Origin of the sequence: Pseudomonas sp. S11P7, from assembly GCF_023195435.1 — a bacterium.
GTDB classification, from domain to species: domain Bacteria; phylum Pseudomonadota; class Gammaproteobacteria; order Pseudomonadales; family Pseudomonadaceae; genus Aquipseudomonas; species Aquipseudomonas fluorescens_G.
The window spans coordinates 4,096,971-4,117,839 of record NZ_JALPKS020000002.1; the positions used below are offsets into that span (position 1 = coordinate 4,096,971).

Consider the following 20,869-nt stretch of genomic DNA (forward strand, 5'->3'; position numbering starts at 1 on the left):
TGCCGATGCTATCGCTGGCAAGCCAGCTCCCACAGGGATTCAGGTTGTATGTGATTGCAGTGCAAAGTCCTGCAGTTGTGGGTAAAACAGACTGAAGTCTTCACTCAGCGGTTCATACAATCGCCGCAATTCCTGCATTGCTCCGGCCAACTCTTCGGGCCGAGTCAACCGCCGCGAAATCCCGCGCAACACCTGCTCCAGCACTTCGAACTCCTGATACGACCCCAGCCAATCATTGGCAACCATGTGCGGCGCGATTTTCGCCAGACGCTCCGGCAGTTGCCGCTCACTGGAAAGCACCTGATAAACGCCAGCGGTAAATACCTCCAGCGGTTGCTCGGCGTATAGCGACCAGTCCCGCGCCAGGCAGTGATCGAAAAACACATCAAGGACGATTCCCGCATAACGCCGACGGGTTTCGCTGAAGCGGCCCAAGGCAATGTCCACCAGCGGATGGCGATCTGTGAATACGTCAATGCGGCGATGCAGCTGGATGGCCGCTTCGACCTCCGGGGCAAACTGCCCCTGCAGCCGGCCTTTGACGAAATCGCCATACAGGCTGCCGAGTAACTGGCCGGGGCGCTGACCACCGAGATGCAAATGTGCGAGATAGTTCATGGGCGCAGCTTAGCACTGCGCCAGGCGGGCCGGCAGCCATATATCGTTATAACCCGATATAGCGATTCATGCGCTGATCAGAACGAAATCATATTGGTATATCGCGATCCAACGATTTAAAGTTCGCCTTATCGCGATATATCGCCACTGCCAACACGAGCCCTGCCATGAACCTTGACCTCGACGAAATAATAAAAGCCCTGGCGCACCCAGTACGGCGAGACATCCTCAACTGGCTGAAAGACCCCAAGAACGAATTCCCCGAGCAGTTGCACAACCACGAGTACGGCATCTGCGCCGGGCAGATCGATCAGCGTTGCGGCCTGTCGCAATCGACCGTTTCCGCGCATCTGGCGACCCTGCAACGCGCCGGGCTGATCAGCAGCCAGAAGGCCGGGCAATGGCACTTTTTCAAACGTAACGAGGACGTGATCCAGGCGTTCCTCAGCACCCTCAGTAAAGAGCTCTGACCCTTGACGTCAGTCAGCCGCAAGGAAACCCGCATGCCCCTTTCGCTTCTCATCCTCGCTTTGAGCGCCTTCGCCATCGGCACCACCGAGTTCGTCATCATGGGCCTGTTGCCCGATGTCGCGGCTGATCTCGGTGTGTCGATTCCCGGCGCTGGGTGGCTGGTGACCGGTTACGCCCTCGGCGTGGCGATCGGCGCGCCGTTCATGGCGATGGCCACGGCAAAGCTGCCACGCAAGGCGGCACTGGTCGCACTGATGGGCATCTTCATCGTCGGCAACCTGCTTTGCGCCATCGCCAGTGATTACAACGTGCTGATGTTCGCCCGCGTGATCACCGCACTGTGCCACGGTGCGTTCTTCGGTATCGGTTCGGTGGTGGCAGCCAATCTGGTCGCGCCGAACAAACGCGCTTCCGCCGTAGCGCTGATGTTCACCGGCCTGACGCTGGCCAACGTGCTTGGCGTGCCACTCGGTACGGCGCTGGGTCAGCACGCGGGCTGGCGTTCGACCTTCTGGGCGGTGACCGTGATCGGCGTGATTGCGCTGATCGGTCTGATCCGCTTCCTGCCAGCCAAGCGTGACGAAGAAAAACTCGACATGCGCGCCGAACTCGCCGCCCTCAAAGGCGCCGGTATCTGGCTGTCGCTGAGCATGACTGCGCTGTTCGCCGCCTCGGTGTTCACCCTGTTCACTTATGTTGCGCCGCTGCTCGGTGAAGTCACCGGTGTCTCGCCGCGTGGCGTGACCTGGACGCTGATGCTGATCGGCCTCGGTCTGACCGTCGGCAACATCATCGGCGGCAAACTCGCCGACAAAGGCATGGCCGCCACGCTGATCGGCGTGTTCATCGCCATGGCTGTGGTCTCTACCGTGCTGAGCTGGACCAGCGCTGCGCTGATCCCGAGCGAAATCACCCTGTTCCTCTGGGCCACCGCGTGTTTCGCCGCGGTGCCGGCGCTGCAGGTCAACGTGGTGACCTTCGGCAAGGCAGCACCGAACCTCGTCTCGACCCTGAACATCGGCGCGTTCAACGTCGGCAACGCCCTCGGCGCCTGGGTCGGCGGTACGGTCATCGCCCACGGTTATGGTCTGACCAGCGTGCCTTTGGCCGCCGCTGCGCTGGCCGTACTGGCCCTGCTGGTAACCCTGATTACTTTCCGCCAGAACGGCAATGCCGAGCTGGCCGCTGCATCCAACTGATCAACTTTCCTCCTTAATTAAGAGAGGCTTGTAGACATGGCGACTATTTTTGACCCGATCAAACTCGGCGACATCGAGCTGAGCAACCGCATCATCATGGCTCCACTGACCCGTTGCCGCGCCGACGAAGGCCGCGTGCCGAATGCGCTGATGGCCGAATACTACGTACAGCGCGCCTCGGCCGGCCTGATCCTCAGCGAAGCCACCTCGGTGACGCCGATGGGTGTCGGCTACCCGGACACCCCGGGCATCTGGTCCAACGACCAGGTGCGTGGCTGGGCCAACGTGACCAAAGCCATTCATGGCGCAGGCGGCAAGATCTTCCTGCAACTGTGGCACGTCGGCCGCATCTCTCATCCGTCGTACCTCAACGGTGAAGCGCCAGTGGCGCCGAGCGCGATTCAGCCAAAAGGTCACGTCAGTCTGGTGCGCCCATTGGCCGATTACCCGACCCCGCGTGCGCTGGAAACCGCTGAAATCGCCGACATCGTCGACGCCTACCGCACCGGTGCCGAGAACGCCAAAGCCGCCGGTTTCGACGGCGTGGAAATCCACGGCGCCAACGGCTACCTGCTCGACCAGTTCCTGCAGAGCAGCACCAACCAGCGCACCGACCAGTACGGTGGCTCGCTGGAAAACCGTGCACGTCTGCTGCTGGAAGTGACCGACGCCGCGATCGAAGTCTGGGGCGCCGGCCGTGTCGGTGTGCACCTGGCACCGCGCGCTGACTCCCACGACATGGGCGACGACAACCTGGCCGAGACCTTTACCTACGTGGCGCGGGAACTGGGCAAGCGCGGTATCGCGTTCATCTGCTCGCGTGAAAAAGAAGGTGCCGACAGCCTGGGTCCACAACTGAAAGAAGCGTTTGGCGGCCCGTACATCGCCAACGAGAAATTCACCAAGGACAGCGCCAACGAATGGCTGGCGGCTGGCAAGGCTGATGCGGTGGCGTTCGGCGTGCCGTTCATTGCCAACCCGGACCTGCCGGCGCGTTTGAAGGCCGATGCGCCGTTGAATGAGCCGCATCCTGAAACCTTCTACGGCAAGGGGCCGGTGGGTTATATCGATTATCCGACGTTGTAAGCGGTCGTGTAGAAATGATGAAGCCCCTGACTTGTGAGAGTTGGGGGCTTTTTTGTGTTCGACTGGGGAGTGATTGCGCAGCTGTGTGCGTAGCCCCTCATCGGAACGCCGCCCGCCCAGCCCTCTCCCGAGGGAGAGGGAGCCGATTTGTGTGGTATTCGAATGTTAAGTTCGGCTGGATATTTCAGGTCGGCGTAGATTGAATCAACAACGCGGTCAGTCCCCTCTCCCTCCGGGAGAGGGCTAGGGTGAGGGCAAACGGGCAACTCAATTTCACAACAGCGACACAATTTCCCTACAAAATGCGCAGCCTGCTACGTATAAACTCCCCCGCCGCCCACCTATATACAGGAAGGCCAATTGACATAAGCTGTGTCAATTACGCATTTTGTTTCATTTGCGCAGGCTGGGGCTCAGGCGCAGCATATCCAGCCCGGTGTCGACCCAACGCTCGGCTTCGGCGTGCAGTTCGAAGCTGTCCGGTGCGAGCAGCCAGCCGTACAGCAGGCCGTCGATCCAGGCGTGAATACTCACGGCCGCACGGGCGGTGTCGAGATCTTCCGGCAACTGGCCGCGATTTACCGCATTACGCAGGGTCAGGCCGATGCGCACGTTGCATTCGAGACTGGCCGTCCGGCGCTGCTGGCGCAGATCGCACATTTCATCGGTGAATTCGCACTTATGAAACAGAACTTCGTTGATGCGCCGGGTTTTCGGGTCCAGCGCAACTTGATGAAACAAATGAATCAGCAACTGCCGCATGCAGCCCAATGGGTCCGGTTCGTCCTCGCTTTCGCTGGCCTTGGCCAGTTCTTCCAGCGGCTCATGCAGGCTGTCGAGCATGGCCTGGACCAGATCGGCCTTGTTGCTGAAATGCCAGTAAATGGCACCGCGCGTCACACCGGCCAGGGTCGCGATGTCCGCCAGGGTCGTGCGGGCAACCCCCCTTTCATAGAAGGCTTTCTCGGCCGCTTCCAGAATCTGGCTGCGGGTTTCCTGAGCTTCCTCTTTGGTACGACGGACCATGGCAGTAAAACCTCAAACAGGATGTTTCAGGGATGGCTGAATATCCGCTGAATAAAGAGGGGGCGATCTCTCGTGAACCGTCTCCCCGGCCTACAATTTCGAACCTTGCGACGACTTTTGTAACAGGGTGGGTACGCGCCGAAGGTATTTACAAACAACCATGAACGTAAGTATATTCCTTAGCAAGCTACTTATCCACCCGGTACGAATTTTTTACCCCTTCACACTTCTTGTGCGCTTTGTGCGCGCCTGACCCGAGGATCTTCATGCAATTCAAGCCAGCTGTTACCGCTCTGGTCACTGCCGTCGCCCTGGCATCGCTGCTCAGCGGATGTAAAAAGGAAGAAGCGGCACCGGCCGCTCCGCCCCCTCAGGTCGGCGTCGTCACCCTGCAACCTCAAGCCTTTACCCTGACTTCCGAACTGCCGGGCCGCACCAGCGCGTTCCGCATCGCCGAAGTGCGTCCACAGGTCAACGGCATCATTCTCAAGCGCCTGTTCAAGGAAGGTGCCGACGTCAAAGCCGGCCAGCAGCTGTATCAGATCGATCCGTCGGTCTATGAAGCGACCCTGAAAAGCGCCGAAGCCAACCTGCGTTCGACCAAGTCGATCTCCGACCGCTACAAGCAACTGGTCGATGAGCAGGCCGTCAGCCGTCAGGAATACGACACCGCCGTGGCCAACCGCATGGAATCGGAAGCGTCGTTGCAGACTGCGCAGATCAACGTGCGTTACACCAAGGTGTACGCGCCGATCTCCGGCCGTATCGGTCGCTCCGCGGTCACCGAAGGCGCGCTGGTCAGCAATGGCCAGGCCGATGCGATGGCGACGATCCAGCAGCTCGACCCGATCTACGTCGACGTGACCCAGTCGTCGGTCGAACTGCTGCAACTGCGCCGCGAGCTGGAAAGCGGTCGCCTGCAGAAGTCCGGCGACAACGCCGCAGCAGTGAAGCTGACCCTGGAAGATGGCACCCAGTACAAGCTGGATGGCAAGCTGGAATTCTCCGAAGTGACGGTCGACCCGACCACCGGCTCGGTGACCCTGCGCGCCGTGTTCCCGAACCCGGATCACACCCTGTTGCCGGGCATGTTCGTACGCGCCCAGTTGCAGGCCGGTGTCAACTCCGCGGCCATTCTGGCGCCGCAGCAAGGCGTGACCCGCGACCTCAAAGGCACGCCGACCGCACTGGTCGTCGGCCCGGACAACAAGGTCGAACTGCGTCAGCTCAAGGCCAGCCGCACCGTCGGCAGCCAGTGGCTGATCGAAGACGGCCTGAAGGCTGGCGATCGTCTGATCACCGAGGGTCTGCAGTACGTTAAACCAGGTGTGGAGGTCAAACCGACCGAAGCGACCAACGTCGGCACCAAGAACCCGGCCCCCGCACAGGCAGCTGACAAAGCCGCCGGCGGCAAAGGGGAGTAATCCATGTCAAAATTCTTTATCGACCGTCCGATTTTCGCCTGGGTAATTGCCCTGGTGATCATGCTGGTCGGGGCACTTTCGATCCTGAAATTGCCGATCAACCAATACCCGAGCATTGCGCCACCGGCCATTGCGATCTCCGTGACCTACCCGGGCGCCTCGGCGCAAACCGTGCAGGACACCGTGGTCCAGGTGATCGAGCAGCAGCTCAACGGTATCGACAACCTGCGTTATGTGTCTTCGGAAAGTAACTCCGACGGCAGCATGACCATCACCGCGACCTTCGAGCAAGGCACCAACTCCGACACCGCGCAGGTACAGGTCCAGAACAAGCTGAACCTGGCCACCCCGCTGTTGCCGCAGGAAGTGCAGCAACAAGGTATCCGCGTGACCAAGGCAGTGAAAAACTTCCTGCTGGTGATCGGCGTGGTATCGCGTGACGGCAGCATGACCAAGGACGACTTGTCCAACTACATCGTGTCGAACATGCAGGACCCGATCTCGCGGACCGCCGGTGTCGGTGACTTCCAGGTCTTCGGTGCCCAGTACGCGATGCGCATCTGGCTCGACCCGGCCAAGCTGAACAAGTACAACCTGACCCCGGGCGATGTCAGCACGGCGATCTCGGCGCAGAACGTCCAGGTCTCGTCCGGTCAGCTCGGCGGTTTGCCGGCGCTGCCAGGCCAGCAACTGAACGCCACGATCATCGGCAAAACGCGTCTGCAGACGGCCGAGCAGTTCAAGGCGATTCTGCTGAAGGTCAACCAGGACGGCTCGCAAGTGCGTGTCGGCGACGTCGCTGACGTCGGTCTGGGCGGTGAAAACTCCAGCATTTCTGCGCAGTTCAACGGCAGCCCGGCTTCTGGTCTGGCGGTAAAACTGGCCAACGGTGCCAACGCCCTCGACACCGCAAAGGCGCTGCGCAAGACCATTGACGACCTCAAGCCGTTCTTCCCGCAAGGCATGGAAGTGGTATTCCCGTACGACACCACTCCGGTGGTGACCGAGTCGATCAAAGGTGTGGTTGAAACCCTGGTCGAAGCGATCGTGCTGGTGTTTTTGGTGATGTTCCTGTTCCTGCAGAACTTCCGCGCCACCGTCATCACCACGATGACCGTGCCGGTGGTATTGCTGGGTACGTTCGGCATCCTCGCGGCGTTCGGTTTCAGCATCAACACCCTGACCATGTTCGGTATGGTGCTGGCCATCGGCTTGCTGGTGGACGACGCCATCGTCGTGGTGGAAAACGTCGAGCGGGTGATGAGCGAAGAGGGCTTGTCACCGAAGGAAGCGACCAAGAAATCCATGGGCCAGATTCAGGGCGCTCTGGTCGGTATCGCCCTGGTACTGTCGGCGGTACTGCTGCCGATGGCATTCTTCAGCGGCTCTACCGGTGTGATCTACAAGCAGTTCTCGATCACCATCGTCTCGGCCATGGCCCTGTCGGTGCTGGTGGCGCTGATCTTCACCCCGGCCCTGTGCGCGACCATGCTCAAGGCGATTCCGAAAGGTGAGCACGGCACGCCGAAGAAAGGCTTCTTCGGCTGGTTCAACCGCACGTTCGACAGTGGTGTCAGAAGCTACGAGCGCGGTGTCGGCAACATGCTGCAGCGCAAAATTCCGTATCTGCTGGCCTACCTGCTGATCGTCGTCGGCATGATCTGGCTGTTCACCCGCATTCCAACCGCGTTCCTGCCGGAAGAAGACCAGGGCGTACTGTTCGCCCAGGTCCAGACCCCGGCCGGTTCGAGTGCCGAGCGTACTCAGGTGGTGATCGACGAAATGCGCAGCTACCTGCTGGATAAAGAAGCAGGCGCAGTGTCCTCGGTGTTCACCGTAAACGGCTTCAACTTCGCCGGTCGCGGTCAGAGTTCTGGCCTGGCGTTCATCATGCTCAAGCCGTGGGATGAGCGTAACGCGGACAACAGCGTGTTTGCCCTGGCCCAACGTGCCCAGCAACACTTCTTCACTTTCCGCGATGCCATGGTGTTCGCTTTCGCCCCGCCTGCGGTATTGGAGTTGGGTAACGCCACCGGTTTCGACGTGTTCCTGCAAGACCGCGCCGGTATCGGTCACGACAAGCTGATGGAGGCGCGTAACCAGTTCCTCGGCCTCGCCGCTCAGAGCAAGGTGCTCTATCAGGTGCGTCCGAACGGCCTCAACGATGAACCGCAATATCACCTGGAAATCGACGACGAGAAAGCCCAGGCCCTTGGCTTGAGCCTCACCGACATCAACAGCACGCTGTCGATCTCCTTCGGTAGTAGCTACGTCAACGACTTCATCGACCGTGGTCGTGTGAAGAAGGTTTACGTACAAGGTCAGGCCGGTGCTCGCATGAGCCCTGAAGACCTGAAGAAATGGTACGTGCGCAACAGCGCCGGAACCATGGTGCCGTTCTCCGCGTTCGCCAAGGGCGAGTGGATTTACGGTTCGCCGAAACTGGCGCGTTACAACGGTGTGGAAGCGATGGAGATCCTCGGTTCTCCGGCGCCGGGTTACTCCACCGGTGAAGCGATGGCCGAAGTCGAAGCGATCGCCAAGAAGCTGCCGGCCGGTGTCGGTATCTCCTGGACCGGCCTGTCCTACGAGGAACGTCTGTCGGGTTCGCAAGCGCCGGCGCTGTATGCCCTGTCGCTGCTGATGGTGTTCCTGTGTCTGGCGGCGTTGTATGAGAGCTGGTCGATTCCGATCGCCGTCATGCTCGTGGTACCGCTGGGGATCATCGGTGCGCTGCTGGCCACCAGCCTGCGCGGGCTGTCCAACGACGTGTACTTCCAGGTGGGCCTGTTGACGACCATCGGTCTGGCGGCTAAAAACGCCATTCTGATCGTCGAATTCGCCAAGGAACTGCATGAGCAAGGACGCAGCCTGCGTGACGCGGCGATCGAAGCCTGCCGCATGCGTCTGCGACCGATCATCATGACGTCGCTGGCTTTCGTCCTTGGTGTTGTACCGTTGGCGATCTCCACCGGCGCCGGTTCAGGCAGTCAACATGCGATCGGTACGGGCGTGATTGGCGGTATGCTCACAGCCACGATCCTGGCGATCTTCTGGGTCCCACTGTTCTTCGTTACGGTTTCGTCCATGGGCCAGCGCAAAAATGCTGACACGGATGAAACGCCTGAAACTCCTAAAGAGGCTGGCCAATGAGCAAGTCGCTACTCTCCATCGCAGTCGCCGCCTTCGTGCTGAGCGGTTGCTCGCTGATACCTGATTATCAGCAGCCTGAGGCTCCGGTCGCAGGCCAGTACCCGCAGGGGCCGGCGTATTCGCCGGCCCAGGCACCGGCGCAGACCGCTGCCGAGCAGGGCTGGAAGCAGTTTTTCCATGACCCGGCGCTGCAACAGCTGATCCAGGTGGCCCTGGAAAACAACCGCGACCTGCGTGTCGCGGCGCTGAACATCGACGCGTACGCGGCGCAGTACCGCATCCAGCGCGCCGATCTGTTCCCGGCAGTGTCGGCCAATGCGGCCGGCAGCCGTCAGCGGGTTCCGGCCCGTGCCTCGCAGACTGGCGAATCGGGCATCACCAGCTCCTACTCTGCCACTGTCGGCATCAGCGCTTATGAACTTGACCTGTTCGGTCGGGTGCGCAGCCTGAGCGAACAAGCGCTGCAACAATACTTCGCCACCGAAGAAGCGCGGCGCAGCACGCAGATCAGTCTGGTCGCCAACGTCGCCAATGCCTACCTGACCTGGCAAGCGGACAAGGAACTGCTCAAGCTGACCCAGGACACCCTCGGTGCCTTCGAAGAAAGCTACAAGCTGACCAGCCGCAGCAACGAAGTCGGTGTAGCCTCGGCGCTGGATCTGGCGCAGTCGCGCACTTCCGTGGAAAACGCCCGGGCGCAACTGGCACGGTACACCCGCCAGGTCGCGCAGGATGAAAACAGCCTGACCCTGCTGCTCGGCACCGGTATCCCGGCCAATCTGCAGACCGCCAAACCGCTGTCCGACGACCTGCTCAGCGATGTGCCGGCCGGTCTGCCGTCGGACCTGCTGCAGCGGCGTCCGGACATCCTCCAGGCCGAATACAACCTGAAGGCCGCTAACGCCAACATCGGCGCGGCGCGGGCAGCGTTCTTCCCGAGCATCAGCCTGACCGCCAACGCGGGCAGCCTGAGCCCGGACCTGTCCGGTTTGTTCAAGGGTGGTTCGGGGACGTGGCTGTTCCAGCCGCAGATCAACCTGCCGATCTTCAACGCCGGCAGCCTGCGCGCCAGCCTTGATTACGCCAAGATCCAGAAGGACATTGGCGTGGCGAACTACGAGAAGTCCATTCAAACGGCCTTCCAGGAAGTCGCCGACGGCCTCGCCGCGCGCCAGACCTACACCGAGCAGCTGCAAGCGCAGCGTGACTTCGTGCAGGCCAACCAGGATTACTACCGCCTGGCCGAGCGTCGCTACCGCATTGGGGTCGACAGCAACCTGACCTTCCTCGACGCCCAGCGTCAGTTGTTCAGCGCGCAACAGGCGCTGATCACCGACCGCCTCGCGCAGCTGACCAGTGCGGTCAACCTGTACAAGGCCTTGGGCGGCGGCTGGAATGCGCAGACCGCGCAGAACGAACCGCTGAAAGAAGAAGCACCGAAGATGAAGTTGTTCTGATCTTCATCCGCTGAACACAAGAAGCCCACCGTTTGGTGGGCTTTTTGTTGCCTGGCAGAAAGCTCTATTGCCTGAACTGGCCCCATCGCTGGCAAGCCAGCTCCCACAGGGTTTCAGTTGTTCAATTGATTTGGGTACACCTGAGAACATTGTGGGAGCTGGCTTGCCAGCGATGGCGGCCGCCTGGTCACCACAAAACGCCCCCCAATCTTGCGTTCGATAACCGCCCAAAACCCGCTTTCCCCAATTGAATCCAGCCCCGCGCGCCCCGCACCATTCACTCAATAAAACCAATAACATCAGGTTCGACACCATGCTCCAGCGCCCTGCCCCGCCCGGCTGATCAATCCGTTTCATCTACCAATGCAATTCCCGCCTGCGCCCTGAAAACCGGCGCCAGCGCCCTCGTTCGCCCTAAAAAAACAAGAGAGACCCACGCCCATGAAAGCTTCCCCTGCGCCCTACGCACTTCCCGGCCTGATCGCTTTGGCCCTGACCGGCGCGGCCCTGCCCGCCGCAGCCGAAGAAGCCGGTTTCGTCGAAGGCGCCAAGGTCAACCTGAACCTGCGCAACTTCTACATCAACCGCAACTTCACCAACCCGACCAAGGCCCAGGGCAAGGCTGAAGAGTGGACGCAAAGTTTCATCCTCGACGCCAAATCGGGCTTCACCCAGGGCACCGTCGGCTTCGGCATGGACGTGCTCGGTTTGTATTCGGTCAAGCTCGATGGCGGTAAAGGCACTGGCGGCACGCAACTGTTGCCGCTCGATCGCGATGGTCGCCCGGCCGATAATTTCGGCCGCACCAACGTGGCGTTCAAAGCGAAGTTTTCCCAGACTGAAGTGAAGGTCGGCGAGTGGATGCCGGTGCTGCCGATCCTGCGTTCGGATGACGGTCGCTCGCTGCCGCAGACCTTTCGCGGCGGGCAGATCACCTCGAAGGAAATCGACGGTCTGACCCTGTATGGCGGCCAGTTCCGCGCCAACAGCCCGCGTGACGACAGCAGCATGAGCGACATGTCGATGACCGGCAAAGCCGCGTTCACCTCCGACCGTTTCAACTTCCAGGGCGGCGAATACCTGTTCAACGACAAGCGCACGCAGATCGGCTTATGGAACGCGCAACTCAAGGACATCTACAGCCAGCAGTACCTGAATGTGCTGCACAGCCAGCCGCTCGGCGACTGGACGCTGGGCGCCAACCTCGGCTTCTTTTATGGCAAGGAAGATGGCAGCGCCCGCGCCGGCGACCTGGATAACAAGACCTGGTACGGAATGTTCTCGGCCAAATACGGCGGCAACACCTTCTACGTCGGCCTGCAGAAACTCACCGGCGACAGCGCGTGGATGCGGGTCAACGGCACCAGCGGCGGGACGCTGGCCAACGACAGTTACAACGCCAGCTACGACAATGCACAGGAACGCTCCTGGCAGTTGCGCCACGACTACAACTTCGCCGCTGCCGGCATCCCCGGCCTGACTCTGATGAACCGCTACATAAGCGGCGACAACGTGCACACCGGCGCTATCACCGACGGCAAAGAATGGGGTCGCGAATCGGAACTGGGCTACACCGTGCAGAGCGGCACGCTCAAGGATCTTAATGTCAGATGGCGCAACTCGACCATGCGCCGGGATTTCAGCAACAACGAGTTCGATGAGAACCGCTTGATCGTCAGCTACCCGATCAGCCTGCTGTAAACACCGCTCCAAATTGCAGGAGCGAGCCTGCTCGCGATGGCGGCAGATCAGTCGAATCATCTTTGACTGACACACCGCTTCGCGAGCAGGCTCACTCCTACAGGGGTTTTGCGTTGTACCCATATCCTGCGGCCAACCTTTAACCCTGTGGGAGCCAGCCTGCTGGCGATAGCGTCAGGTCAGTCGCATTTTATGTGTCTGATGCACCGCTATCGCTGGCAAGCCAGCTCCCACAGGGAGGGTCGTTGAATACAAAATCTTGCGCAGAACATAAACCTTGTGGGAGCTGGCTTGCCAGCGATGGCGTCAGCTCAGTCGAATTTTCATGTGACTGATGCACCGCTATCGCTGGCAAGCCAGCTCCCACAGGGAGGGTCATTGAACACAAAATCTTGCGCACGACATAAAACCTGTGGGAGCTGGCTTGCCAGCGATGGCGTCAGCTCAGGTGACATTATTCCCGGGATTCAACACCGAGTTCATCCCACACCGACTCAGCCAGATGAAACGTCGCATTCGCTGCTGGTATCCCACAGTAGATCGCACTCTGCATGATCACTTCCTTTATCTCGCCGCGGCTCACGCCGTTATTGGCGGCGGCGCGCAGGTGCAGTTTCAGTTCGCCTTCGCGGTTCATGCCGATGAGCATGGCGATGGTGATCAGGCTGCGGGTGTGGCGTGGCAAGCCCGGGCGTGTCCAGATATCGCCCCAGGCGTGGCGGGTGATCATCTCCTGGAATTCGGAGTTAAATTCGGTCAGCGTGGTCAGGCTGCGGTCGACATGGGCATCGCCCAACACCGCGCGGCGCACTTGCATGCCGTCGTCGTAACGTTGTTTCTCGTCCACGAAAAATCCCCTTATCAAGCGTTCAGAAACGCCACGACACGATCACTGAAATCAGCGCCAGCCTGCACGTTGGACAAATGCGCCGCATAGAACTCGGCGTACTCGGCGCCGCGCACTTGGTCGCGAATGAAATGCCCACCGGCCGGCGGCGTCACCGCATCTTCGCTGCCGGCGATTACCAGCAACGGCACATTGATCGACGCCAGTTGTTCACGGAAATCGGCATCGCGCACCGCAGCGCAGTTGGCCGCATAACCTTGTGGATTGGTCGCGGCGAGCATGTCGGTAATCTTCTTCGCTGCCTCGGGATGCGCTGCGGAAAAGTCAGGCGTGAACCAGCGCGCAATCGACGCATCACGCAGCGCGACCATTGCCGCCGCGCCATCGCGCAGCACGGTTTCGATGCGTGGATTCCACACCGACGGATCGCCGATTTTCGCCGCCGTGTTGCAGACGATCAGCTTGTGCAGGCGATGCCCGGCATTGATCCCCAGCCACTGACCGATCAGCCCACCCATCGACAAGCCGCAAAAATGCGCGCGCTCGATGTGCAGCGCATCCAGCAGACCGAGTACGTCGTGACCGAGCTGCTCGATGCTGTACGGGCCCTCGGTGACCAGCGATTGGCCGTGGCCGCGAGTGTCGAAACGCAGCACGCGAAAATGCTCGGTGAACGCCGGCATCTGCGCGTCCCACATGTGCAGGTCGGTGCCCAGCGAGTTGGAAAGGACCAGCACCGGCGCGTGCGCCGGCCCCTGAATCTGGTAATGCAGTTCGCCATCGGCGAGTTGAACGAAAGCCACAGCCCTCTCCTTCAGACAGTCAAAGCGTTGTGTTCGGCCACCGCGCGCTCGACCCAGACGTGAGCCTGACCGAGGTAATGCGCGGGGTTGAGAAGATCATCGAGCTCAGCGCTGCTCAGCTGCGCAGTGACCTGCGGTTCGTCTCCGAGTACCGCGCGCAGATGCCGTTGCTCGGCCACCGCGCGCTTGCAGCATTGTTCGAGCAGATGATGCGCCGTGTCGCGGCCGACCCGTTGCGCGAGCACGATGCTCACCGCTTCGGCCAGCACCAGCCCCTGAGTCAATTCGAGGTTGCGGCCCATGCGCTCGGCATCGACTTCCAGGCCGTCAGCCAGCAAGCACGCCTGTTGCAGCGAACCGGACACCAGGCAGCAGATCTCTGGCAGGGTTTCCCATTCGGCATGCCACAAACCGAGGCTGCGTTCGTGTTCCTGGGGCATGGCGCTGAACAGCGTTGAGACCAGCCCCGGCACCCGCGTCGCCGCACCGATCAATACTGCCGCGCCGACCGGGTTGCGTTTGTGCGGCATGGTCGACGAACCGCCCTTGCCCGGCGCCGCGGGTTCGAAGACCTCAGCGGCTTCGGTCTGCATCAACAGGCTGATGTCGCGGCCGAACTTGCCAAGGCTGCCGGCGATCAGCCCAAGCACGGCGCCGAACTCGACGATGCGGTCACGCTGGGTGTGCCACGGTTGTTCCGGCAGGCGCAGTTGCAGCTCTTCGGCCAGGGCTTCGGCGATTGGCAAGGCGTGTTGACCCAACGCCGCCAGCGTCCCCGACGCACCGCCAAATTGCAGGACCAGCAAGCGCGGTTTCAATTCTTGCAGCCGTTGACGACTGCGCGTGACTGCGCCGAGCCAGCCAGCGATTTTCATCCCGAGGGTCACCGGCGTCGCGTGCTGCAGCCAGGTGCGCCCGGCCAAAGGCGTCGTGGCAAACCGTTGGGCCTGAGCAGCGAGCGAATCGGCCAGTTGCGCCAGTTCGCGTTCAATCAACACCAGCGCCTGGCGCAATTGCAGCACCAGTCCGGAATCCATCACGTCCTGACTGGTCGCGCCCAGATGCACGTAGCGCTCGGCTTCGGCGTTTGTCACGGCAATCTGTTTGCCTAAAGCCTTGACCAGCGGAATAGCGGAATTGCCGGCCGTGGCAATCGCCTCGCCGAGTGCGGCGAAGTCATACAACGCCGCGTCGCATGCCGCCGCAATCGGTGCCACGGCAGACGCCGGAACCAGCCCGACGCGCGCCTCGGCCCGGGCCAGCGCGGCTTCGAAATCGAGCATTGCCTGCACGCGGCCCTGATCGCAAAACACCCCACGCATATCGCGGGCAGTGAAATAGGCATCGAACAATTGATTGCCCGGTCGCTGAGTCATAAGAATCCTTGCCGGCGCGGGCCATGACGGCCCGCGCGCGTCGGGTTAGAGATCGTGGTGCAAATACGCCGCCTGTTTCGGCAAGCGCAGGCTGAACAGGAACGCGATTGCCATCATCGCCGTCACGTACCAGTAAAACGAATTTTCCATGCCGATATTCTTCAGGCTCAGGGCGACGAATTCCGCCGAGCCACCGAAGATCGCATTGGCCACCGCGTAGGCCAGGCCGACGCCGAGGGCGCGGACTTCCGGCGGGAACATTTCGGCTTTCACCAGACCGCTGATCGAGGTGTAGAAGCTGACGATCGCCAGCGCCACGGTGATCAAGACGAACGCGAGGAACGGGCTGCTGACGCTTTTCAGACTGAGCAGAATCGGTACGGTGAACAGCGTACCGAGAGCGCCAAACCAGAGCATGGAATTACGGCGGCCGATCCGGTCGGCGAGCATGCCGAACAGCGGCTGCATGCACATGTACAGGAACAGCGCGCCGGTCATGATGTAGCTGGCGGTCTTGGCGTGCATGCCGGCGGTGTTCACCAGGTACTTCTGCATGTAAGTGGTGAAGGTATAGAAAATCAGCGAGCCACCGGCGGTGTAACCGAGCACGGTGATGAACGCGGCCTTGTGATCGCGGAACAGTGCGCTGATGCTGCCGGCGTCTTTGTGCGCGCGGGTTTCTTCGTTGGTGGTTTCTTTCAGCGAGCGCCGCAGGAACAGCGAAATCAGCGCCGCCACCGCACCGACCACGAACGGAATCCGCCAGCCGTAGGCACGCAGTTCGTCTTCGTTGAGAAACTGCTGCAACACCACTACCAGCGACACCGCCAGCAGTTGCCCGCCAATCAGCGTCACGTACTGGAACGAGGCGAAAAACCCGCGCTGGCCCTTGAGCGCGACTTCACTCATATAGGTTGCAGTGGTGCCGTATTCGCCGCCGACCGACAGGCCTTGCAGCAAACGCGCGAACAGCAACAGGATCGGCGCCCAGACACCGATGGAGTTGTAGGTCGGCAGGCAAGCGATCAGCAGCGAGCCGAAGCACATCATCAGAATCGAGATGAGCATCGACTTCTTGCGCCCGTGCTTGTCGGCGACCCGACCGAAAATCCAGCCGCCGATCGGGCGCATCAAGAACCCGGCAGCGAACACGCCAGCGGTGTTGACCAGTTGCACCGTCGGGTTGTCGGAAGGGAAAAACGCCGGCGCGAAGTAAATCGCGCAAAAGGCGTAGACGTAGAAGTCAAACCATTCGACGAGGTTGCCGGACGAGGCGCCGACAATGGCAAAGATGCGCTTGCTGCGCTCCTCACCCGTGTAATGGGATGTAGTGGTTGTCATTGTTTTTCACTCGAAAGGGACAGTGAGAGTCTAGACATACTTTGCAACAGTCCCGTTCCAGATCCGGTATCGATTGTTCCCCTGTGGGAGCGAGCCTGCTCGCGAAGAGGGAGTGCCAGACGACATGTGTGCTGGCTGACACACCGCTTTCGCGAGCAGGCTCGCTCCCACAGGGATTGGCGGTGTTGTTCAGTAATCGAAGAACACCGTCTCGGCCTCGGTGCCCTGCAGGATCACATTCCACTGGTAAACGCCCGAGGCATCCGGCTTGGCCAGCAAGGTCTGACGGCGTTCGGCGGGTACGCATTCGAGCAGCGGGTCATCGACGTTGGCCGGTTCGCCTTCGAAGTAGATGCGCGTGAGCAAATGCTTGACCAGGCCACGAGCAAACACCAGCACCACCAGATGCGGCGCTTGGGTCGTGCCTTTCAGACCCGGCACGGTGCCCGGTTTGATCGTGGTGAAGCGGAATCGCCCTTCGCCGTCCACCGGCACCCGGCCGAAGCCTTCGAAGTTTGGGTCCAGCGGCTTGTCCTGATGATCTTCCGGGTGGTCGTATTTGCCCGCGGCGTTGGCCTGCCAGACTTCGAGCATGGCGTCGTTGACGACATCGCCGTTGCCATCCACCACTTGCCCGGTGATCGCCACGCGCTCGCCGAGGGTCTGCTCATTGACAAGGTCTTCGCGGTTCAGCCAGGTCAGGCCGATGTGGTAATACGGCCCGACGGTGTGGGACGTGGTCGCATTGAGCGTCATCTTATTTCTCCATCGGCGTGGCTTCACGCCCGCGCAGCACGATGTCCCAGCGGTAAGCGAGGGCGTAGGACGGAATTGTTTTTTCCAGATCGAAAGCAGCGATCAGGCGTTCCTTGGCCGAGGTGTCCGGCACACAGTTGTAGATCGGGTCATACGCCAGCAGCGGGTCGCCGGGGAAATACATCTGCGTGACCAGGCGGGTGAGAATGCTCGGCCCGAACAGCGAAAAATGGATATGCGCCGGACGCCACGCGTTGTGGTGGTTGCCCCACGGATAGGCGCCGGGCTTGATGGTCTGGAACTGATACCAGCCGTCGGCGTCAGTGACGGTGCGACCGGTGCCGGTGAAGTTCGGGTCCAGCGGCGCGTCGTGCAGGTCGCGCGCATGGTTGTAGCGACCGGCGGCATTGGCCTGCCAGATCTCCACCAGAATCCCTGGCACCGGCAAGCCGTCTTCATCGAGCACACGGCCGTGAATGATGATGCGTTCGCCCAACGGCTCGCCTTCGTGCTGCGCGGTCAGGTCGTGGTCATTTTCAACCAGGCGCTCGGCGCCAATGGTCGGCCCGGTGATTTCCGACAGCGAGTGCGGCAGGTGCACCAATGGCTTGGACGGCGAGCGCAGGTTGGTGGATTGGTAAGTCGGGTGCAGGTAGTCAGGCTGGGTGCCTGCCTGTGGGCGACGGTAACCAGGCTTGTCAGTCATTTCGCTTTCCTCAGTTCTTATAGATGCCGCGACGCGTCAGACGCGTTCGATGGCCAGGGCCAGACCTTGGCCAACACCGACGCACATGGTCGCCAAACCTTTCTTGCCACCGGTCTTTTCCAGATGATGCAGTGCGGTCAATACCAGTCGCGCACCGCTCATGCCCAACGGGTGGCCGAGGGCAATTGCGCCGCCGTTCGGGTTGACCTGCGCCGCGTCGTCCGCCAGCCCCAGTTCGCGCAACACCGCCAGACCCTGGCTGGCAAACGCTTCGTTGAGTTCGATCACGTCGAAATCGCTGACCGCCACACCGAGACGCTCGGTGAGTTTGCGCACCGCTGGCACCGGACCGATCCCCATCACTCGCGGCGCGACGCCGGCGCTGGCCATACCGAGGACTTTTGCGCGGGCGGTCAGGCCGTGCTTTTTTACCGCTTCGGCAGACGCCAGAATCAGCGCAGCGGCGCCGTCGTTGACCCCGGACGCATTGCCGGCGGTGACCGTTTTGTCCGCACCGTTGACCGGTTTCAGCTTGGCCAGCGCTTCAATCGTAGTGTCGGCGCGCGGGTGTTCGTCCTGGCTGACCACGGTTTCGCCCTTCTTGTGGGCGATGCGTACTTCCACAATCTCTTCCGCAAAATAGCCGGCGGCCTGCGCGGCGGCGGTACGTTGCTGACTGCGCAGGGCGAACGCGTCCTGATCTTCGCGCGAGACTTGATGGTCGTCGGCGACGTTGTCGGCGGTCTGCGGCATCGCGTCGACGCCGTATTGCGCCTTCATCAACGGGTTGATGAAACGCCAGCCGATGGTGGTGTCTTCCAGTTTCATGTTGCGCGAGAACGCCGCGTCAGCCTTGCCCATTACAAACGGCGCGCGCGACATCGACTCGACGCCGCCGGCAATCGCCAGCTCCATCTCGCCGCTGGCAATCGCGCGGAATGCCGTGCCGATCGCGTCCATGCCCGAAGCGCACAGACGATTGAGGGTCACGCCCGGCACGCTGTCCGGCAGACCTGCCAACAACAGGGCCATGCGCGCGACGTTGCGGTTGTCTTCGCCGGCCTGGTTGGCGCAGCCGAGGAACACTTCGTCGACCGCGTTCCAGTCGACCGAGGGGTTGCGTTCCATCAGTGCCTTGATCGGTATGGCGGCCAGATCATCGGCGCGCACGGCGGACAAGCCTCCGCCGAAACGGCCGATGGGGGTTCGAATCGCATCGCAGATATACACGTCACGCATCATGCTTCTCCCGGTGCCTGACCGTGAGCAGCGGCGGTGCGCGCTTCGAGATCGCGCAGCGCAGTCAGCTCGACGTCGGTCGGCTCAGCGGTGGTTTCAACATTGTCGGCGAAACGGATCGCCCAACCGGTGGCGGCGACCACTTGCTCGCGGGTCACGCCCGGATGCAGCGCGGTGACCACAAATTCATGGGTGCCCTGCTCCGGCTCCATGATGCACAGGTCGGTGATGATCCCCACCGGCCCGGCGCCCGGCAGCCCCAGACGCTTGCGTGAATCGCCGCCCTCGCCGTGGCCGACCGAGGTGATGAAATCGAGTTTGTCGACAAACGAACGCGCCGACTGTTTAAGAATGATCAGCACGCTTTTCGCCGAACCGGCGATCTCCGGCGCGCCACCGGCGCCCGGCAGACGCACTTTCGGCGAGAAGTAATCGCCGACCACGGTGGTGTTGATGTTGCCGAAACGGTCGACCTGCGCGGCACCGAGAAAACCGACGTCGATGCGCCCGCCCTGCAGCCAGTAGCGGAAAATCTCGCCGGTCGGGACCACGGTGTCGGCGGTTTCCGCCAGTTCGCCGTCACCGATGGACAGCGGCAGCACGCTCGGCTTGGCACCAATCGGGCCGGATTCGTAGATCAGCACCACGTCTGGCGAGGAAGTCAGGCGCGCGAGGTTGGCGGCTTTCGATGGCAGGCCGATGCCGACAAAGCACACCGAGCCGTTTTTCAGGCGACGGGCTGCGGCGACGGTCATCATTTCATTGGTGGTGTAAGTCATTACTTGGCCTCCGAAGCAGCGGCCAATTTGGCCTGGAATTCGCTGAAATCAGCGCAGCCATGGATGTATTCGTTGATCCACGCGGTAAACGTCTCACGGTCGCGAGCGATCGGGTCCCACGCTTGATAGAACCGATTGTCACGCTCGGTGTAACCGTGAGCGTAGGACGGGTGCGCGCCGCCGGGGACGTGGCAGACCGCGCTCAAGGCCCAGGTCGGCAGTACGCAAGCGTTCATCGGTGCGTTGAGGTCGTCGACGATTTCTTCGACGGTGACGATGCAGCGCTTGGCCGCCAGCGCGGCTTCTTTCTGCACGCCAAGAATGCCCCACAGCAGCACGTTGCCCTTGCGGTCGGCTTTCTGCGCGTGGATCACGGTGACATCCGGGCGCACCGACGGCACCGCCGCCAGCACTTCGCCGGTGAACGGGCAGGTCACGGTTTTGATCAGCGGGTTGACCTTCGGCAGGTCGGAGCCGGCGTAGGCGCGCAGCACCGCGAATGGCAGGCCGGAGGCACCGGCGACGTAGGCATTGGCCAGGTCGGCGTGGCTGTGTTCTTCGATTTCCAGCGCATGCGGCCACTGTTTCTCGACCGCATCGCGCAGACGGTGCAGCGAACCGACGCCCGGGTTACCGCCCCAGGAGAAAATCAGCTTGCGTGCGCAACCGGCGCCGATCAGTTGGTCGTAGATCAGGTCGGGGGTCATCCGCACCAGCGTCAGATCTTTCTTGCCCTGACGAATGATTTCATGACCCGCTGCCGTAGGGATCAGGTGCGTGAAGCCTTCGAGCGCGACGGTGTCGCCGTCGTTGACGAATTGCTTCACCGCGTCGTGCAGCGAAAGGATCTCAGCCATGGAGCGGGCTCCCGTTTTTGTAGTGAATCG

General features: G+C 61.4%; 18 protein-coding genes. 7 read left to right on the forward strand and 11 right to left on the reverse strand.

Features of this window, described 5'->3' with window-relative positions:
* Positions 1-39 precede the first annotated feature (39 nt).
* Entirely contained in the window at positions 40-618 is a 579-nt protein-coding gene (locus M0746_RS18860) for an acyl carrier protein phosphodiesterase (protein ID WP_258450210.1), read from the reverse strand.
* A gap of 167 nt (positions 619-785) precedes the next feature.
* On the opposite strand from M0746_RS18860, the gene M0746_RS18865 reads away from it, so the two are divergent.
* Genes M0746_RS18865 through M0746_RS18875 form a run of 3 tightly spaced genes read left to right on the forward strand, consistent with a single transcriptional unit; the run spans position 786 to position 3,374 of the window.
* Positions 786-1,088 carry an ArsR/SmtB family transcription factor gene (locus M0746_RS18865; protein ID WP_007917068.1) on the forward strand — a complete coding sequence of 101 codons (303 nt, stop codon included), beginning with the start codon at positions 786-788 and terminating at the stop codon, positions 1,086-1,088.
* A 33-nt stretch (positions 1,089-1,121) separates the two neighbouring features.
* Positions 1,122-2,288 carry an MFS transporter gene (locus M0746_RS18870; RefSeq protein WP_258450211.1) on the forward strand — a complete coding sequence of 389 codons (1,167 nt, stop codon included), beginning with the start codon at positions 1,122-1,124 and terminating at the stop codon, positions 2,286-2,288.
* 36 nt (positions 2,289-2,324) lie between these two features.
* Positions 2,325-3,374: an alkene reductase gene (locus M0746_RS18875; protein ID WP_258450212.1), complete on the forward strand. Its 1,050-nt coding sequence runs from the start codon at positions 2,325-2,327 to the stop codon at positions 3,372-3,374.
* Positions 3,375-3,767: 393 nt separating this feature from the next.
* Here M0746_RS18875 and emhR read toward each other — a convergent pair whose 3' ends face one another.
* Positions 3,768-4,400 (reverse strand): efflux system transcriptional repressor EmhR, encoded by a 633-nt coding sequence (gene emhR / locus M0746_RS18880; RefSeq protein WP_208938414.1) that lies wholly within the window; start codon positions 4,398-4,400, stop codon positions 3,768-3,770.
* Between the two features lie 266 nt (positions 4,401-4,666).
* Between emhR and emhA the strand changes: the two genes are divergently transcribed.
* From emhA to M0746_RS18900, 4 genes are all read left to right on the forward strand, one after another.
* Positions 4,667-5,824 carry an efflux RND transporter periplasmic adaptor subunit EmhA gene (emhA, locus tag M0746_RS18885; protein ID WP_258450213.1) on the forward strand — a complete coding sequence of 386 codons (1,158 nt, stop codon included), beginning with the start codon at positions 4,667-4,669 and terminating at the stop codon, positions 5,822-5,824.
* Between the two features lie 3 nt (positions 5,825-5,827).
* A complete protein-coding gene (gene emhB, locus M0746_RS18890; protein ID WP_258450214.1) occupies positions 5,828-8,977 on the forward strand; it encodes an efflux RND transporter permease subunit EmhB in 3,150 nt (1,049 codons plus the stop codon).
* The gene (gene emhC, locus M0746_RS18895; RefSeq protein ID WP_258450215.1) at positions 8,974-10,434 is read left to right on the forward strand and encodes an efflux RND transporter outer membrane subunit EmhC; all 1,461 of its coding nucleotides are present in this window, start codon (positions 8,974-8,976) and stop codon (positions 10,432-10,434) included. The genes emhB and emhC overlap by 4 nt, the downstream gene beginning before the upstream one ends.
* Positions 10,435-10,875: 441 nt before the next feature.
* Entirely contained in the window at positions 10,876-12,135 is a 1,260-nt protein-coding gene (locus M0746_RS18900) for an OprD family porin (protein WP_258450216.1), read from the forward strand.
* Between the two features lie 454 nt (positions 12,136-12,589).
* On the opposite strand, the gene pcaC is transcribed toward M0746_RS18900, so the two are convergent.
* From pcaC to M0746_RS18945, 9 genes are all read right to left on the reverse strand, one after another.
* Positions 12,590-12,982: a 4-carboxymuconolactone decarboxylase gene (gene pcaC / locus M0746_RS18905; RefSeq protein WP_025110738.1), complete on the reverse strand. Its 393-nt coding sequence runs from the start codon at positions 12,980-12,982 to the stop codon at positions 12,590-12,592.
* Between the two features lie 14 nt (positions 12,983-12,996).
* Positions 12,997-13,785: a 3-oxoadipate enol-lactonase gene (gene pcaD / locus M0746_RS18910; protein WP_258450217.1), complete on the reverse strand. Its 789-nt coding sequence runs from the start codon at positions 13,783-13,785 to the stop codon at positions 12,997-12,999.
* Between the two features lie 11 nt (positions 13,786-13,796).
* Positions 13,797-15,161: a 3-carboxy-cis,cis-muconate cycloisomerase gene (locus M0746_RS18915; RefSeq protein WP_258450218.1), complete on the reverse strand. Its 1,365-nt coding sequence runs from the start codon at positions 15,159-15,161 to the stop codon at positions 13,797-13,799.
* A 45-nt stretch (positions 15,162-15,206) separates the two neighbouring features.
* Complete coding sequence (locus M0746_RS18920) at positions 15,207-16,502, reverse strand: MFS family transporter (RefSeq protein ID WP_206416057.1); 1,296 nt, start codon at positions 16,500-16,502, stop codon at positions 15,207-15,209.
* A gap of 189 nt (positions 16,503-16,691) precedes the next feature.
* Positions 16,692-17,258, reverse strand: coding sequence for a protocatechuate 3,4-dioxygenase subunit alpha (gene pcaG, locus M0746_RS18925; protein ID WP_258450219.1), 567 nt, complete (start codon positions 17,256-17,258; stop codon positions 16,692-16,694).
* Position 17,259: 1 nt separating this feature from the next.
* A complete protein-coding gene (gene pcaH, locus M0746_RS18930; RefSeq protein WP_101158415.1) occupies positions 17,260-17,964 on the reverse strand; it encodes a protocatechuate 3,4-dioxygenase subunit beta in 705 nt (234 codons plus the stop codon).
* Between the two features lie 36 nt (positions 17,965-18,000).
* A complete protein-coding gene (gene pcaF / locus M0746_RS18935; RefSeq protein ID WP_258450220.1) occupies positions 18,001-19,206 on the reverse strand; it encodes a 3-oxoadipyl-CoA thiolase in 1,206 nt (401 codons plus the stop codon).
* Positions 19,203-19,982 carry a CoA-transferase subunit beta gene (locus M0746_RS18940; RefSeq protein WP_258450221.1) on the reverse strand — a complete coding sequence of 260 codons (780 nt, stop codon included), beginning with the start codon at positions 19,980-19,982 and terminating at the stop codon, positions 19,203-19,205. Before M0746_RS18940 ends, pcaF begins: the two co-directional genes overlap by 4 nt.
* Positions 19,982-20,839, reverse strand: a complete 858-nt coding sequence (locus M0746_RS18945; protein ID WP_024011937.1) for a CoA transferase subunit A — start codon at positions 20,837-20,839, stop codon at positions 19,982-19,984. The genes M0746_RS18940 and M0746_RS18945 overlap by 1 nt, the downstream gene beginning before the upstream one ends.
* Positions 20,840-20,869: the final 30 nt, after the last annotated feature.

Excerpts from the sequence above, each read along its gene's own strand:
- pcaF (WP_258450220.1), bottom strand. The coding sequence starts at position 19,206 with ATGATGCGTGACGTGTATATCTGCGATGCGATTCGAACCCCCATCGGC.
- M0746_RS18915 (WP_258450218.1), bottom strand. The coding sequence starts at position 15,161 with ATGACTCAGCGACCGGGCAATCAATTGTTCGATGCCTATTTCACTGCC.
- emhA (WP_258450213.1), top strand. The coding sequence starts at position 4,667 with ATGCAATTCAAGCCAGCTGTTACCGCTCTGGTCACTGCCGTCGCCCTG.
- emhC (WP_258450215.1), top strand. The coding sequence starts at position 8,974 with ATGAGCAAGTCGCTACTCTCCATCGCAGTCGCCGCCTTCGTGCTGAGC.
- M0746_RS18900 (WP_258450216.1), top strand. The coding sequence starts at position 10,876 with ATGAAAGCTTCCCCTGCGCCCTACGCACTTCCCGGCCTGATCGCTTTG.
- M0746_RS18945 (WP_024011937.1), bottom strand. The coding sequence starts at position 20,839 with ATGGCTGAGATCCTTTCGCTGCACGACGCGGTGAAGCAATTCGTCAAC.
- M0746_RS18865 (WP_007917068.1), top strand. The coding sequence starts at position 786 with ATGAACCTTGACCTCGACGAAATAATAAAAGCCCTGGCGCACCCAGTA.
- emhR (WP_208938414.1), bottom strand. The coding sequence starts at position 4,400 with ATGGTCCGTCGTACCAAAGAGGAAGCTCAGGAAACCCGCAGCCAGATT.
- M0746_RS18920 (WP_206416057.1), bottom strand. The coding sequence starts at position 16,502 with ATGACAACCACTACATCCCATTACACGGGTGAGGAGCGCAGCAAGCGC.
- pcaH (WP_101158415.1), bottom strand. The coding sequence starts at position 17,964 with ATGACTGACAAGCCTGGTTACCGTCGCCCACAGGCAGGCACCCAGCCT.
- M0746_RS18875 (WP_258450212.1), top strand. The coding sequence starts at position 2,325 with ATGGCGACTATTTTTGACCCGATCAAACTCGGCGACATCGAGCTGAGC.
- pcaG (WP_258450219.1), bottom strand. The coding sequence starts at position 17,258 with ATGACGCTCAATGCGACCACGTCCCACACCGTCGGGCCGTATTACCAC.
- M0746_RS18940 (WP_258450221.1), bottom strand. The coding sequence starts at position 19,982 with ATGACTTACACCACCAATGAAATGATGACCGTCGCCGCAGCCCGTCGC.
- M0746_RS18870 (WP_258450211.1), top strand. The coding sequence starts at position 1,122 with ATGCCCCTTTCGCTTCTCATCCTCGCTTTGAGCGCCTTCGCCATCGGC.
- emhB (WP_258450214.1), top strand. The coding sequence starts at position 5,828 with ATGTCAAAATTCTTTATCGACCGTCCGATTTTCGCCTGGGTAATTGCC.
- M0746_RS18860 (WP_258450210.1), bottom strand. The coding sequence starts at position 618 with ATGAACTATCTCGCACATTTGCATCTCGGTGGTCAGCGCCCCGGCCAG.